The organism is Acinetobacter sp. AOR12_HL (genome assembly GCF_027855275.1).
GTDB lineage: Bacteria > Pseudomonadota > Gammaproteobacteria > Pseudomonadales > Moraxellaceae > Acinetobacter > Acinetobacter baumannii.
In genome coordinates this window covers 143,555-157,031 of the sequence record NZ_JAKTIJ010000010.1, presented here as the reverse complement: position 1 = coordinate 157,031, position 13,477 = coordinate 143,555, and the positions used below count along the sequence as shown (strand labels likewise).

Here is a 13,477-nt window from a genome sequence, read left to right as displayed (position 1 = left end):
TTGCATATAACATATTAAGTGGTTTAGGGTATAAATAATAAGGCAAGTAGGCCAGTTTTATATTGAGGAAAGCATAAAGATGAAATGGGATGACATCGGTGATCAGCCTTGTTCTGTTGCCCGTATGCTATCAGTGATTGGTGATCGATGGACGATGCTAATATTACGTAATGCTTTTATGGGAATTCGTCGTTTTGATGACTTTCAAAAATCATTAGGTGTCACTCGTCATGTCCTTTCTGATCGCTTAAAACGGTTGGTTGAATACGAAATTTTAGTGAAAGCGCCTTATTTTGACCGTCAGGAACGCTTTGAATATCGTCTCACGGATAAAGGCTTTGAGCTTTATCCAATTATCTTATCTATGGCGAACTGGGCAGATAAATGGATGGACCAAGGTTTAGGTAAACCTTTGGAATATCGTCACAAAGCATGTGGACATAAATTTGAACCTGTTATGGTGTGTTCAGTATGTCGTGAACCATTACATGCAAAACAAGTTCAGGTTTCTGCTGGGCCGGGCTATTTTGCTTATATGGAACAAAAGCAAAAACAGGCTTAAACTTGTTTCTCTAATGACTCTTGTAGAAGCGCTTCTGCAAGAGTCTTATAAATATAATCATGATTTGATTGTGTAATATTAAAACGGATAAATTGACCTGCCGATTGTGCTTGGCTAAAGGCATTACCCGGGGCGAGAATCACTTGCCGATTCAGGCAAAACTGAGCAATCTTCGCTGCATCTACACCTTCCGGTAGACGACACCACACAAAAATTCCGGCCTTGGGCTCAATCCACGGTTCTATCCCAATCGATTTAAGCTTCGCGATTGTTTCTTGCATGGCTTGAGCTAAACGAACTTTTAATAAATCTAGATGCTTACGATATGAACCATCGGTTAAAGCTGTGTGTAAAATCTTGGCTGAGAGTCCATTGTGAGAAAAACTGGTGGCTATTTTTAAATCGGCAATCTGATCAATCCATTCTGGTTTCGCAACAATATAGCCGCAGCGAATAGAAGCAGAGAGCGTTTTAGAAAAACTTCCAATAAAAATCACGCGTGAAAGGTTGTCTAGGGCTGCAAGTCGTGGAGCGGGAGTATATTCAAAATCTGAGAAGATATCGTCTTCAATCACAATTAAATTAGACTGATCAATTAATTTTAATAATTGATGAGCTGTCGAGAGTGAGAGTGTTGCACCAGTTGGGTTGTGTATTCCGGAATTTGTAATATAAAGCCGAGGGTTATAGCTCTCGATAGCTTCTTTAAATGCCTCTAAGTCCGGGCCATTTGGAGTGTAGGGAATACCAACAACTTTAACTTGATGAACTTTAAGTAGAGCATGAAAGTTAAAGTAGCAAGGGTCATCAATTAGAACCACATCATCTGGTTTAAGTAAAAAACGACAAACCAGATCAATAGCTTGAGTGCCTGAATCGGTTAGAAGAACTTGATTAAGGTTTGCCTCTATACCTTTACTTTGTGCCCGTCTAGCCAGTAGATCTCTTAATGCGGGCAGCCCCAACGGTGAAGAATAACCCAATAAACTATCGTCTTCGCTACGTGTGGCTGACCTTAATGCTTTGCGGATACTTTCAAGTGGCATCCAATCATTTGGTAACCAACCACAACCGGGTTTAAACGCATTAGGTTCTGCTTCTAAAGACTGACGTGAAATCCATAACGGATCTATAGAGCGATCTAATTTGGGTCCTAATTCACTTAAGGCTAAAGGTGCAAGGGGTGCTACTACATAAAAGCCGGAACCACTACGTGATTCAATTTTACCTAGGGCAATTAATCGCTCATAAGCTTCGACAATAGTAGAAACAGAAAAACCTAAATCTTTGGCTAATTTACGTATAGAGGGAAGTCGAGTTCCTGGAGTTAAAGAACGATTCTTAATTTGTTGTTCAATCTGTGAAATAACAAACTCGATTTTTGTTTTGGTCTGGTTCACACTAATTATCTCTAACTGTACTGTTTGTTTATACATAACAGTTTTTTAAAATTGTACTGCTTTGTATCTGGTTTTGACACCATATCACAGCTTAAATTCTTCGTATAGTTGCGGAGAATAATATGCAAAAGTTTATGAACGGTTGGGTGAATGGTTTTATTGGGGTGGCAATTTTTGCCGGTTCATTACCGGCTACCCGTATTGCGGTAACAGGTTTTGAGCCTGGTTTTCTAACAGCAGCAAGAGCTGTCATTGCAGGAGTTTTGGGTTTAATTCTTATCTTTTTGCTTAAGGAAAAAAAGCCTGCTAAACAAGATTGGTGGCCACTCGCTATTGTGGCTTTAGGCGTTGTAGTTGGGTTTCCCTTATTTACTGCGCTTGCTCTACAGTATATGAACGCAGCCCACTCGATTGTCTTTGTTAGTCTTCTGCCATTAGCTACAGCCATATTTGCAGTAGTGAGAGGTGGAGAAAAACCAAATTTATTTTTTTGGATATTTGCAATTTTAGGCAGTCTGGTTGTTTTTACCTATATGTTTTTCTTATCGGGTGAAGCTTCTTTTGGCATCGGCGATTTATACATGCTTATTGCAATTATTTTGTGTGGATTTGGCTATGCCGAAGGCGGAGTACTTTCGAAAAAAATAGGTGGATGGCAGGTGATCTGTTGGGCGCTTATTTTAGCTTTACCGATTATGCTGCTTGCTACTCTTTTTTATATGCCCGTTTCCTTTCAAGATGTATCTCCATCAGCGGTAGCAGGGCTGGTTTACGTATCTTTATTTAGTATGCTCATCGGGTTCTTTTTTTGGTACAAAGGGCTTGCACAAGGTGGTATTGCTGCAATTAGCCAGCTACAGCTTTTACAGCCTTTAATGGGACTTGCGATTGCCGCACTTTTATTACATGAACATGTAAGTTGGTCGATGTTAATGGTAACGGCAGTAACAATTTTATGTGTCGCTGCCGCTAAAAAATTCGCATAAAAATCTATAAACAATTTGCCGGTTTAGGAATACCTGCCAAGCGACTGAGATGGCGAGCAACTAAACCGGTATTAAATTTTTGCTGTAAAACAGCATTATTAATATCTGGACTGACGGTTTTCATTAAAAACTTAATCAAAGGACGTGTTGCAGGAGAATGCCCAAATTGCTGATAAAATTGGCGAACCGCAGCTAAAACTTCAAAATGCCAATCTGTTAATTCAAGATCGAGAGATTTGGCGAGTTCCTGTGCTACTTCGGGATTCCAAATCGTATAGTCGACTAAATGACCATCTTGATCTAATTCTAAATTCATAAAAATGAGCCTAACTATATTATTTCAAAGAAATGCATCGATTAAATTGTAAAACCAGATCCGCAAACTGATCATAGTTCAATACTTTAACCTGAGCCAAGGTTTCTGCATCAATTAAATCTTTTTCATGAGACAAACAAGAAACTGAGCCAAACTGCTGACAAATATTTACCGAAAGTTGAGCAGTTGAGTCACCCATAAAAACAATTTGATCATCTTTATGAAATAGCTTTGCAAGTTCTTCAATAATGCGAGGAGTATGGTGATAAGAAGCTTGCACAAGATAAAGAGTTGATTGCGTCATTAAAATTACACCTTTATCTACCAATATAAGACATGATCGAAAGACTGGATGAGTTCAGTATCTAACTGAACAAATTCTAGTTCCTGCTCGCTGTTTTGAACAAATGGATGCTGTTTGTTTTTGGCTTCAACAAGGATTGGACTTAAGTCATAAAACTCAAAGCTATCCACCATATTTGAAGCAATTTTAAAAGCATGCTGCAATTGGTCGAAGTTACGTTCATTTTGTAAAAGACTAAGAGCCGCATCTTTTAATAATACTTTGACTGGTGAGCCAAAGGTTGCTAAAACCATAGTAGCGGCGAGGCTTTCATTGACTTGTAGGCTGGTTAGATTGGCTTGGGTCAAAATAACGAGTACAGTTTTCACACAATATACCTTTTAAAAGCAACAATCTAAGTTAACAAAGTAACTTAAAATTGAAGAAGACGAGAGGCTGACTGTACTGCATCAGCAAGTTCACCTAGACCAACTAACTCAAAGTTGTTCGCTAGGTTGTGATGACTAAGTTGATGGCGACTCGCATTTTCTGCATCGGTAATCCCGCGTGCAAGAGCAGCGCTAACGCAAACAGGAAGTCTGATCGCGAGCTTTTGCCATTCATGCGTTAAATTACGCTGGTCGTCAGGAACCCACTGAAAATCATTCGCAACTTGAACGCCATCTTGGTAAAAGAATACACGAAAGTCTTCATTTTTACTTTTGAGTGCCTGAGCTAGGCCCAGCGCATGCCAAGCATGGATCGAAGTAGGAGCAGAGGTTATTAGTAGTAATGTACTCATTGAGAATTCACTATGGTCATACGTCTAAATGGGCGTAGATACATTAAGAGAAAGGTAAGTATACAATGATTTTAGTGACAGGTGGTTTAGGCTTTATCGGTTCACATATTGCATTGAGTCTCATGGCTCAAGGCCAAGAAGTGGTTCTTGTCGATAATTTGGCTAACTCGACCTTGCAAACGCTTGAGCGGTTAGAATACATCTCTGGTATGTACGTTCCGTTTGTTAAACTTGATGTACGTAACACGCCTGCATTGAACAAAGTATTTGAACAGTACTCAATTGATGCAGTCATTCATACGGCTGGTTTTAAATCTATTGAAGAGTCTAATTTAAAACCGCTTGAATATTATAATGATAATGTCAGTTGTATCATGAGCCTATTGCGTGCAATGCAACGTACAGGCGTCCGTCATTTTATTCATTTATCTAGTTTGGCAGTCTATGGAAAATCTGGTTCACAGTTAAGCGAAACAGATGATTTTAACTATGCTTATCCTAACCCTTATATTAAGTCGCAACAGATGATTGAAGAAATCATCCGTGATACTTACAAAATTGATCATGAATGGAAAATTGCAATTTTACGTCTATCAAATATTGTAGGTGCTTTTGAGCATGGCGTATTAGGCGAGTATGTAGCACAGCTCCCTAAAAATATTGTACCGCTTGCCATGCAAGTTGCAGCGATGCAACGTGATTTAATTGAGTTACAGGATCAGTCTTCTACCGAGGACCATACCGTAGAACGTAGCTTTTTACATGTATTAGATGTATGTGAGGCAGTAAGCTCAACTTTACATTGGTTACGTGATCAAAGCCATTGCTGTGAAGCTTTTAATATTGCTCATGAGCAAGTGCATTCGATTCGTCAATTATTAGATGAAATTTCACAGGTTACCCAAGCCGAAATTCCGACACAATCTGCGATTTATAAGCATGAAGAGTTAGCACAGATTGGTGCAAATATAGGAAAAGCAAAAACTTTATTACAATGGGCACCTAAGCGAACTTTAAAACAAATGATTGAAGATGAATGGAGATTTTATCAAAATACATTAAATGGAAGATAAGATAATGATTCTTATTTACAATAATGGAATGCTTGAGTACGATACTAAAATTAACTAGCCAAAGCATAAATTGCTTCAGCCCGTGAGTTCTTTAACCAGATAACCGAGGTTTCTATGCAAACACGAATTGAACATGACACAATGGGTGAGATTGAAGTTCCGAATGAAGCGCTGTGGGGTGCACAAACCCAACGTAGCTTACAGAACTTTAAAATCGGGCAGGAGCGTTTACCCCGTGCCATGATTCGAGCGATGGGCTTGGTAAAAAAAGCAGCGGCAATAACCAATGCAGAGTTAGGCCAGTTACCACAAGATTTGAGCCAATATATTGTGGGGGCAGCTGAGGAAGTGATTGCAGGGAAATGGGACTCTCAGTTTCCACTCGTGGTTTGGCAAACAGGTTCAGGTACGCAAAGTAACATGAACTGTAATGAAGTGATTGCAAATATTGCAAATCAAAAGCTAGGCCAAGCGCTCGGAGCACAAAAGCCGGTACATCCGAACGATCATGTTAACCGCGCACAATCTACTAATGACTCATTCCCAACGGCTATTCATGTTGCGGCAAGTTTGCAAATTAATGAATTACTGATTCCAGCCGTAGAACAGCTTAAAGCGACTTTGCAAAAAAAGTCAGACGAATTTCAAGATATTGTTAAAATTGGCCGTACCCATTTACAAGACGCGACGCCACTGACACTTGGCCAAGAGTTTAGCGGTTATGTTTCTCAGCTCGAGCATGGTTTAGTACGTTTACAGCAAGCTTTAAGTGGTCTGTATGAGTTACCATTAGGTGGCACAGCGGTAGGAACTGGGTTAAATGCTCATCCTGACTATGCTGTTAAGGCAGCAGCTCAGCTTGCAGCTTTAACGGGTTTGCCATTTGTTACCGCTCCTAATAAATTTGAAGCACTTGCAGGACGTGATGCTGCTGTTTTTGCATCAGGCGCATTAAAAACTCTAGCGGTAAGCTTGAACAAGATTGCCAATGATATTCGTTGGTTAGCAAGTGGCCCACGTTGTGGCTTCGGCGAAATCCGTATTCCTGAAAATGAACCTGGTTCAAGTATTATGCCAGGTAAAGTGAACCCGACTCAAAGTGAAGCCATGACCATGGTTGTTGCCCAAGTGCTTGGCAACGATACCACTATTAATGTCGCTGGTGCTTCTGGTAACTTCGAGCTCAATGTATTTATGCCAGTAATTGCTTATAACTTACTGCAATCTATTCAGTTGCTTGGTGATGCATGTAATAGTTTTAATGATCACTGTGCAGTAGGGATTGAGCCAAATCGTGAGAAAATTGATCACTTCTTGCATAATTCTCTTATGTTAGTTACGGCATTAAATCCGGTTATTGGTTATGAAAACTCTGCAAAAGTGGCGAAAACTGCTTATAAAGAGAATAAAACTTTAAAACAAGTTGCTGTAGAGCTAGGACTTGTTACAGCAGAGCAATTTGATGAAGTGGTTAAACCTGAAAAAATGGTTTCGCCAAATAGTAAATAAGTGATCTAACAATAGCCATCAGCAGTATATTTTGTAGCGATTTTACAAACTCTTAACTACTGATGGCTATTGTGCTTAAGATGTTAAAGTTAGGGCCACTCATTTACCCTAAGTTATTTATTAAAAATAAGAGCTATACCAATAGATCTTCTATATATTCCCAGCCATTAGCTTTCATCTCTTCAAACTTTCTTTTTAATTCTTCTTTTGTATATTCATGTGAGTCTTTAGCTAAAAGAATATGATAAGAATTAGATGCTGGATCTATAGTGACCTCATTAATTTCTACTGGCTGAATCACACCATTTTCGGTCAAACCAAGATCAGTAAAGCACATTCCTTTTACCGGAATAACACTGCATTCATACTCTTTAGAAATAAAATAATTATTTGAATAAGTTGAATAGGTACGTGAAGCGCGAATCTTCATTGCTATCTCCTTTATTCGTAGAGAAGATTTGAGTAGTGTGGCGCGTTTTAAAAGCTAAAACTGTTTACTTTTTATTGTTTGTTTACTATGAATCTTTGTTATTTAAAATATTTTTAACAATCTATATCAAAATTAACTGTAGAAGCCTCCTTTTTAAAAGAAGGCTTCAATATAGATAAGCTTATCTTGAGATTTTGTAAACTTTATTTTTATATTCATCACGAGAAATGACACCTTTATCATATTGTTGTTTTAATGATCTATATTGTTGATAACGAACATCTCTTTGAATGCCCATATTGTCGTGATTTCTAATGTAATAGAGACTTCGTTCATGATCACTCATATTTACAGTATGGTCGGGAGAGTGAGAATAAGTGTTTTGTGGTTGCTCTTCTTGGTAGTGTTTTGCAATCTCAAAAAAATCTACGTTTTGTTTGTTTGAATCAGAGCGGAAAGGATTGTGTTGTGATTCGTTAATTTTATGATCTGAACTATTATTTACCTCAAGCATACTCTTATGGCGTTTTGACTCTTGTCCATAAAATTCATATTTGGTTGGGGAGATAGTTGTTTCAGAAAATACAAAAGGAGAAAAAGTAGCAGTACTTAAAACTAATAAAATTAATTGTAATCTATTCATTTCTATGGAAGCCCAGATGAAAGTGAGTAAATCACTGTATTATAACACTAAATTTAACATTGGACTAAAAAATAATATATTTAATATATACATATTTTTAATTTTCAAAGTTGTATAAGTTTTATTTTGCAAGTTTCTAGGTTGTAATTATTCCTTATTAAACTTTATCAAACCAACTTGGTGTTGAATAAGCTGCCATAATTGTTAAAATGCCCACCTTATCCTGTTTTTATATTACTTTTTAATTGCTTTTGTTCTTGCGGTTTTTAAATTAATTATGAAAAACAGTCGCTTAGTTAAGGATTTTTTGAATGCTCTCTATTTATTTAACAGATACTCAACAACATGTGCAATTTAATGATTACCCAAGTGATCAGCCTGTTAAATTTCTGTTAAATCTTAAAAAGATTTTTCCAAGTACTGGTGATTTATTATTACCTGTTTTACCTGAAGATAATGATCTGGAAAATGTAACTTGGGAATCAACCGCAAAAGACTTTGAAATCTTCAAAAAGTTATTGGCAGGTTGGGGGGTGATTGAGCTTCGTTTAAATGCCATTACCGCTTATAAAGATAAAAATTTTGCAAACGAGTTGATCAAACAAGCTCAAGCGAAACGTAAAAAAGTAGCACAAAAAAATCCTCAACTTTCTCTAGTTGCATTGGATTATATTTTTATGCACGAAATTCATGCACTCATTGATGCTGAACTGTTCACAATAGGCGAGAAATTTTATTTGCCAACCTTGCGGGAGCAATGGAAAGGTACCGTTTCGGACCAAGTGCTTAATGGAAAGCTCTAATGAATATCAAAAGGTGAATTCTTATAATTCACCTTTTTTATAATTAAATCAAAAATTTGCGTGTTTTTTTGGTGGGTTGTACAAAAGTTTACAAGAAAAGAATGCGTTTTTTTAAAAGTGGCAGATACATTGCTTATATAAATACAAAATTATTGCGGGAGAGAGGTTCTTAAGAACCCGCCGAAGGAGCAACAGGCCCGGAAACTCTCAGGCAAAAGGACTGTAATAATTAAAAAATCTGGAGAGCAGCTTAAGATTTATAAGCATGGAGAATAAAAACTTATAAGTCATAAACTCACCGAAGGGGAAGATCGAAATACTAAAAGGTAGTATTTAGGTCGAAACTCTCAGGTACAAATGACAGATGGGCTGTACTGATGAAATGTTCTTGCATTTCAGAGGAGTCTGTTATGCCACATGTTATTGTGATTGGTGCAGGAATCACAGGGGTTACTTCAGCCTATGAATTATCTCAATTAGGTTACCAAGTCACAGTGATTGATCGCCATCTTTATCCAGCCATGGAAACATCATTTGCAAATGGAGGGCAATTATCTGCTTGTAATGCAGAAGTCTGGAACCAGAAAGCGACCGTTATAAAAGGTTTTAAATGGATGAGGCAAAAAGATGCTCCTTTATTATTGAATCCTTCCTTTAGCCTACATAAATATAGTTGGTTGGTTGAGTTTTTGTCTCATATTAAAAATTATGAAGCCAATACAATAGAAACCGTTCGCTTGGCATTGCTTGCGCGTAAGCGCTTGTTTGACGTAGCTGAAAAAGAGCAGCTTCAATTTGATTTGGAGAAACGCGGTATTCTTCATATGTACCATACAAAGGATGATTATGACATCGCCAAGCGAGTTAATGATGTCCTAAATAAAGGGACTTTAGAACGTTACTCGGTTTCACCTGAGGAAATGAAATCAATCGAACCTTCTTTAACGGGTGAGTACTTTGGTGGCTATTACACACCAAGCGATGCAACCGGTGATATCCATAAATATTCAACCTCTTTAGCTGAAAAGACTAAACAATATGGCGTTCAGTACAAATTCGGTTTGGAAGTTACTGATATTAAGTGTCATGCAGATAAAGTGGTACTGAATTGTCAGCCAAGTGCTGAGCATCCGCATCTTTCCCAAACAGACAGCTTTCAATTAGAAGGTGATGTTTTGGTGGTGTGTGGTGGTGTAGGAAGTTATCAGTTAGCTGATATGATTGGTGAACGTGTAAATGTTTATCCGGTCAAAGGTTATTCAATTACCGTCCAATTAAAAGATGAAAAAAGTATAAAAAATGCACCGTGGGTGAGTTTGTTGGATGAGAGCGCTAAAATTGTAACGTCTCGTTTAGGACCAGATCGTTTACGTGTAGCAGGTACGGCCGAGTTTAATGGTTATAATCGAGATATTCGAGCCGACCGTATTCAACCTTTGGTAAATTGGGTAAACCGTAATTTTGACATTTCAACTGAGCATGTTGTGCCTTGGGCGGGTTTAAGACCAATGATGCCTAATATGTTGCCAGTTGTGAAACAGTCTAAACAGTCTCGAGTTTTCTATAATACGGGGCATGGTCATCTAGGCTGGACTTTGTCAGCAGCTACAGCTGTTTTGGTGAGTCAAGATATTCAACAAAAGTATCCAGCATAAAAAGAAAAGCCAGTGTCTATGCACTGGCTTTTTTATTTTATATTCACTAGTCGTACAGGCGATAAATTCCTGTGAAGCGCTCACAACCTTTTTGCTGGGTTTTTACGATGAGCAGTGCTTTCTGAAAGTCAAATTTATATTTACAGTTATGTTCATTATCTAAAATTTCACTTTTCTGTTCAGGAGAGCTGTAAGCCATAAGTGAAACCGTTTGGGTTTCTTTCCGGTTATTCGGATTACGGTAAGCTAAACCTTCAATTTTGATTTTATCTTTAGCAAGTTGATGTATTTGTAAATGAACGGGCTGAGATGCAATATGTCCATTTTCAAATTTAAGATAATGCTGAGTTAGGGTTTGTTTAAGTGAAGCATAAAAATTTAAATCATCACCACGTACATCAAACTGTTGTTGAATACATGAATTGGTTTTGCATTGTTGTGTTTGTCTAAGCCACAATGTTTGAGTATCTTGTAGAAGCTGCAGGGGGGCATCTGTGACCAAGTATGCAGAAAGATATTTATTGTTGAGCTGCTTTCGTGCTTCGCTAAAGGTTTTTGAACAGATTTTTAGCTCTGCTTTTGAGTTGGAGCAGTCGATAGATTCTGCAAAAACAAGCGATGAGCATAAACAACTCAATGTCACGACAAAACTTAATCTTTTCAATTGATTCATATCAGTATTCGACGGCATGATCGCTTATACTTTCAGTCTACTTTGCTAAGTGTACTATAGCGAAACACGACGGTTGAATACAAGATTTCTTAAGCTTTTATAATAGAAGGGAAGAGTTTATATGGTTGCTCAAATTCGTATTGGACAAGGAATGGATGTGCATGCCTTTGAAGAGGGTAAATTCGTAACCTTAGCTGGCGTTCAAATTCCGCATACGCATGGTTTGAAGGCACATTCTGATGGCGATGTCGTGTTACATGCATTATGTGATGCCTTACTAGGTGCTTTAGCACTTGGTGATATTGGTCAGCATTTTCCGGATACAGATCCAGAATTTAAAGGAGCGGATAGCCGTGTTCTACTTAAACATGTTTATCAATTAATATTAGACCGAGGTTATCATTTAAATAATGCTGATATTACGGTAGCTTGTGAGCGTCCTAAATTAGCAAAATACAATTTGGAAATGCGTCAAAGCATTGCAGATGTTTTAAATGTAGATTTAAATCAAATTAGTATCAAAGCGACCACAACCGAAAAACTTGGATTTACTGGTCGCCAAGAAGGAATTTTAGCAACAGCGACGGTGTTAATATCTCATTAAACTAAATCATTGGTTTGTTGCAAAGACTGTTGAAGTTCTAAGGTAGCCTTACGGCCTTGAAGCTGTAAGGTAATACTATGAATGAGTCCTGTCCATGTTTCATTTGGCTCCCAAATTTCATGAAGCAAATCCTGACAGGTTGGCATATCCATATTCATATAAAATTGTCTGTAGACATACATAAGACAACTTACGCGTTTATTTTTGGCACAATGTATCCAAACAATTTCATTCTGCACTAAATGGTCAATCAAATCTAAAACTAATAAGCATTGGTCAGAAGAGGGTGTTTCCCAGTCAATTGGAATATGAATATAATTTAAACCATATTCAATACAGACCTGGTCCTCATTTTTAATACTATCTGGTGAATTCGATAAAGCTAAATTTATAACAGTGCTACAACCATACTCTTTAATGAGCCTAAGTTGTTCGATAGAAGGTTGCGCTGAACTAAATAAATGTTCATGAATGATCGAAAATGCAGGGATTTCAGATAGTGATTGTTCAAGGGTTGTCATAATCGCACTCTACACGAGTAGGCTTGGCTTATTGTGTAGAATGTTATACACGATTATGTGTGACAGTTGGAATATAGACTGTTTATATATTGGGCAACATCATAAAAATTTTTAAAATAATAAATGAGGGAATAGGGATCTTATAAAAATAAAAAAACAGCACCTTAACGATGCTGTTTTTGAATTAGAAATTAAGCTTTTTTCAAATTTTCGTTGAGTAAAAATTCCATTAAAGCTTTTTGTGCATGCAGACGGTTTTCTGCTTCGTCCCATACGACGGCATTTTTATGGTCGAGCATGGTTTCAGAAATTTCTTCACCACGATGAGCAGGTAAGCAGTGCATGAATAAACAGTCCGGGTGTGCAAGTCCCATTAATTTCTCGTTAACCTGAAAATCAGCAAAGGCTTTTTCACGAAGCTTCTGTTCTTCTTCTTGTCCCATGCTTGCCCATACATCTGTAACAATAAGATCAGCATTTACAGCCGCATCTTCCGCATTATCAAAAAGTTCAACACAATGCCCAAACTCTGCTAAAAATTCAGGTTTAGGTTCATAACCTTTTGGTGATGCAATCTTGAGTTTGAAACCCATCATGTGTGCAGCTTCAATGTATGAATTACACATATTATTGCCATCACCAATCCAAGCTACGGTTTTGCCTTCAATGCTGCCGCGATGTTCAATATAAGTTTGTAAATCTGCAAGTAACTGACAAGGATGGTGATCGTCAGTTAAGCCATTGATAACGGGAACTTTTGAATAAGATGCAAAACGTTCAACGATATCGTGACCAAAAGTACGAATCATTACGATATCAAGCATGCTTGAAATAACACGTGCTGAATCTTCAATCGGTTCACCACGGCCTAATTGCGTATCACGTGGTGATAAGAAAATGGCACTACCACCAAATTGATTAATACCAGCTTCAAAAGAAATACGAGTGCGTGTGCTCGATTTTTCAAAAATCATTCCCAATACTTTACCAACAAAAGGTTGATATACCTTATTGCTTTGCTGCATTTTCTTAAGTTCGCTTGCGCGTTCCAAAATGCGATTAAGTTCTAGAGTGGATAGATCACGTAAAGTCAGGAAATGTCTTAGAGCCATGTAGCTACTCCATAATAATTGTTTTGAATTACAACAATTATCTGTTGTTGGCTGGGTGGAAGTGGGAAAAAAGAAGTCTACTATACTATAAGCATTTCAAAATGC

At 37.6% G+C, this 13,477-nt stretch carries 17 protein-coding genes and 1 riboswitch; of the genes, 7 read left to right on the top strand and 10 right to left on the bottom strand.

The window, feature by feature from the left end; genetic code table 11:
- The first annotated feature begins 79 nt into the window (after positions 1 to 79).
- Complete coding sequence (locus MKL36_RS03915) at positions 80 to 562, top strand: winged helix-turn-helix transcriptional regulator (RefSeq protein ID WP_000870671.1); 483 nt, start codon at positions 80 to 82, stop codon at positions 560 to 562.
- Here the strand turns inward: MKL36_RS03915 and MKL36_RS03910 are convergent.
- The gene (locus tag MKL36_RS03910) at positions 559 to 1,962 is read right to left on the bottom strand and encodes an aminotransferase-like domain-containing protein (protein WP_171251852.1); all 1,404 of its coding nucleotides are present in this window, start codon (positions 1,960 to 1,962) and stop codon (positions 559 to 561) included. The two genes, MKL36_RS03915 and MKL36_RS03910, sit on opposite strands and share 4 nt — an antisense overlap.
- 122 nt (positions 1,963 to 2,084) lie before the next feature.
- Between MKL36_RS03910 and MKL36_RS03905 the strand changes: the two genes are divergently transcribed.
- Complete coding sequence (locus tag MKL36_RS03905) at positions 2,085 to 2,948, top strand: DMT family transporter (protein WP_005131500.1); 864 nt, start codon at positions 2,085 to 2,087, stop codon at positions 2,946 to 2,948.
- Between the two features lie 4 nt (positions 2,949 to 2,952).
- Here the strand turns inward: MKL36_RS03905 and MKL36_RS03900 are convergent, their stop codons facing one another.
- From MKL36_RS03900 to tusD, 4 genes are read right to left on the bottom strand one after another with little or no spacing between them, the layout of a single operon-like run.
- On the bottom strand, positions 2,953 to 3,264 hold the full coding sequence (locus MKL36_RS03900) for a TusE/DsrC/DsvC family sulfur relay protein (protein ID WP_001047539.1): 312 nt from the start codon (positions 3,262 to 3,264) through the stop codon (positions 2,953 to 2,955).
- Positions 3,265 to 3,283: 19 nt separating this feature from the next.
- The gene (locus tag MKL36_RS03895) at positions 3,284 to 3,568 is read right to left on the bottom strand and encodes a hypothetical protein (protein WP_000194629.1); all 285 of its coding nucleotides are present in this window, start codon (positions 3,566 to 3,568) and stop codon (positions 3,284 to 3,286) included.
- Positions 3,569 to 3,585: 17 nt separating this feature from the next.
- Complete coding sequence (locus MKL36_RS03890) at positions 3,586 to 3,936, bottom strand: hypothetical protein (RefSeq protein WP_000859779.1); 351 nt, start codon at positions 3,934 to 3,936, stop codon at positions 3,586 to 3,588.
- Between the two features lie 44 nt (positions 3,937 to 3,980).
- Complete coding sequence (tusD, locus tag MKL36_RS03885; RefSeq protein WP_000105718.1) at positions 3,981 to 4,349, bottom strand: sulfurtransferase complex subunit TusD; 369 nt, start codon at positions 4,347 to 4,349, stop codon at positions 3,981 to 3,983.
- 65 nt (positions 4,350 to 4,414) lie between these two features.
- On the opposite strand from tusD, the gene galE reads away from it, so the two are divergent.
- Positions 4,415 to 5,422, top strand: a complete 1,008-nt coding sequence (gene galE, locus MKL36_RS03880) for a UDP-glucose 4-epimerase GalE (RefSeq protein WP_000604788.1) — start codon at positions 4,415 to 4,417, stop codon at positions 5,420 to 5,422.
- A 114-nt stretch (positions 5,423 to 5,536) separates the two neighbouring features.
- The gene (gene fumC, locus MKL36_RS03875) at positions 5,537 to 6,931 is read left to right on the top strand and encodes a class II fumarate hydratase (RefSeq protein ID WP_001194768.1); all 1,395 of its coding nucleotides are present in this window, start codon (positions 5,537 to 5,539) and stop codon (positions 6,929 to 6,931) included.
- 133 nt (positions 6,932 to 7,064) lie between these two features.
- Here fumC and MKL36_RS03870 read toward each other — a convergent pair whose 3' ends face one another.
- Positions 7,065 to 7,361, bottom strand: a complete 297-nt coding sequence (locus MKL36_RS03870) for a hypothetical protein (RefSeq protein ID WP_000701849.1) — start codon at positions 7,359 to 7,361, stop codon at positions 7,065 to 7,067.
- Between the two features lie 181 nt (positions 7,362 to 7,542).
- The gene (locus tag MKL36_RS03865; protein ID WP_001081037.1) at positions 7,543 to 8,004 is read right to left on the bottom strand and encodes a hypothetical protein; all 462 of its coding nucleotides are present in this window, start codon (positions 8,002 to 8,004) and stop codon (positions 7,543 to 7,545) included.
- Between the two features lie 311 nt (positions 8,005 to 8,315).
- Here MKL36_RS03865 and MKL36_RS03860 point away from each other — a divergent pair, with 311 nt between their 5' ends.
- Positions 8,316 to 8,807, top strand: coding sequence for a hypothetical protein (locus tag MKL36_RS03860; protein WP_021511183.1), 492 nt, complete (start codon positions 8,316 to 8,318; stop codon positions 8,805 to 8,807).
- Between the two features lie 145 nt (positions 8,808 to 8,952).
- Positions 8,953 to 9,040: riboswitch (glycine riboswitch) on the top strand.
- Between the two features lie 177 nt (positions 9,041 to 9,217).
- Positions 9,218 to 10,462, top strand: a complete 1,245-nt coding sequence (locus MKL36_RS03855; protein ID WP_001120919.1) for a D-amino acid dehydrogenase — start codon at positions 9,218 to 9,220, stop codon at positions 10,460 to 10,462.
- Between the two features lie 46 nt (positions 10,463 to 10,508).
- On the opposite strand, the gene MKL36_RS03850 is transcribed toward MKL36_RS03855, so the two are convergent.
- Positions 10,509 to 11,153: an A1S_1983 family putative colistin resistance protein gene (locus MKL36_RS03850; RefSeq protein ID WP_001139838.1), complete on the bottom strand. Its 645-nt coding sequence runs from the start codon at positions 11,151 to 11,153 to the stop codon at positions 10,509 to 10,511.
- Positions 11,154 to 11,256: 103 nt separating this feature from the next.
- Here MKL36_RS03850 and ispF point away from each other — a divergent pair, with 103 nt between their 5' ends.
- Complete coding sequence (gene ispF, locus MKL36_RS03845; protein ID WP_000226509.1) at positions 11,257 to 11,739, top strand: 2-C-methyl-D-erythritol 2,4-cyclodiphosphate synthase; 483 nt, start codon at positions 11,257 to 11,259, stop codon at positions 11,737 to 11,739.
- Here the strand turns inward: ispF and MKL36_RS03840 are convergent.
- Both MKL36_RS03840 and argF read right to left on the bottom strand, forming a co-directional pair.
- Entirely contained in the window at positions 11,736 to 12,260 is a 525-nt protein-coding gene (locus tag MKL36_RS03840; protein ID WP_000209133.1) for a protein tyrosine phosphatase family protein, read from the bottom strand. The two genes, ispF and MKL36_RS03840, sit on opposite strands and share 4 nt — an antisense overlap.
- A gap of 191 nt (positions 12,261 to 12,451) precedes the next feature.
- Positions 12,452 to 13,372 (bottom strand): ornithine carbamoyltransferase, encoded by a 921-nt coding sequence (argF, locus tag MKL36_RS03835; protein ID WP_001207983.1) that lies wholly within the window; start codon positions 13,370 to 13,372, stop codon positions 12,452 to 12,454.
- Positions 13,373 to 13,477: the final 105 nt, after the last annotated feature.

Coding starts and splice junctions, on each gene's coding strand:
- MKL36_RS03915 (WP_000870671.1), top strand. CDS start 80: ATGAAATGGGATGACATCGGTGATCAGCCTTGTTCTGTTGCCCGTATG.
- MKL36_RS03905 (WP_005131500.1), top strand. CDS start 2,085: ATGCAAAAGTTTATGAACGGTTGGGTGAATGGTTTTATTGGGGTGGCA.
- MKL36_RS03900 (WP_001047539.1), bottom strand. CDS start 3,264: ATGAATTTAGAATTAGATCAAGATGGTCATTTAGTCGACTATACGATT.
- MKL36_RS03895 (WP_000194629.1), bottom strand. CDS start 3,568: ATGACGCAATCAACTCTTTATCTTGTGCAAGCTTCTTATCACCATACT.
- tusD (WP_000105718.1), bottom strand. CDS start 4,349: ATGAGTACATTACTACTAATAACCTCTGCTCCTACTTCGATCCATGCT.
- galE (WP_000604788.1), top strand. CDS start 4,415: ATGATTTTAGTGACAGGTGGTTTAGGCTTTATCGGTTCACATATTGCA.
- fumC (WP_001194768.1), top strand. CDS start 5,537: ATGCAAACACGAATTGAACATGACACAATGGGTGAGATTGAAGTTCCG.
- MKL36_RS03870 (WP_000701849.1), bottom strand. CDS start 7,361: ATGAAGATTCGCGCTTCACGTACCTATTCAACTTATTCAAATAATTAT.
- MKL36_RS03865 (WP_001081037.1), bottom strand. CDS start 8,004: ATGAATAGATTACAATTAATTTTATTAGTTTTAAGTACTGCTACTTTT.
- MKL36_RS03860 (WP_021511183.1), top strand. CDS start 8,316: ATGCTCTCTATTTATTTAACAGATACTCAACAACATGTGCAATTTAAT.
- MKL36_RS03855 (WP_001120919.1), top strand. CDS start 9,218: ATGCCACATGTTATTGTGATTGGTGCAGGAATCACAGGGGTTACTTCA.
- MKL36_RS03850 (WP_001139838.1), bottom strand. CDS start 11,153: ATGCCGTCGAATACTGATATGAATCAATTGAAAAGATTAAGTTTTGTC.
- ispF (WP_000226509.1), top strand. CDS start 11,257: ATGGTTGCTCAAATTCGTATTGGACAAGGAATGGATGTGCATGCCTTT.
- MKL36_RS03840 (WP_000209133.1), bottom strand. CDS start 12,260: ATGACAACCCTTGAACAATCACTATCTGAAATCCCTGCATTTTCGATC.
- argF (WP_001207983.1), bottom strand. CDS start 13,372: ATGGCTCTAAGACATTTCCTGACTTTACGTGATCTATCCACTCTAGAA.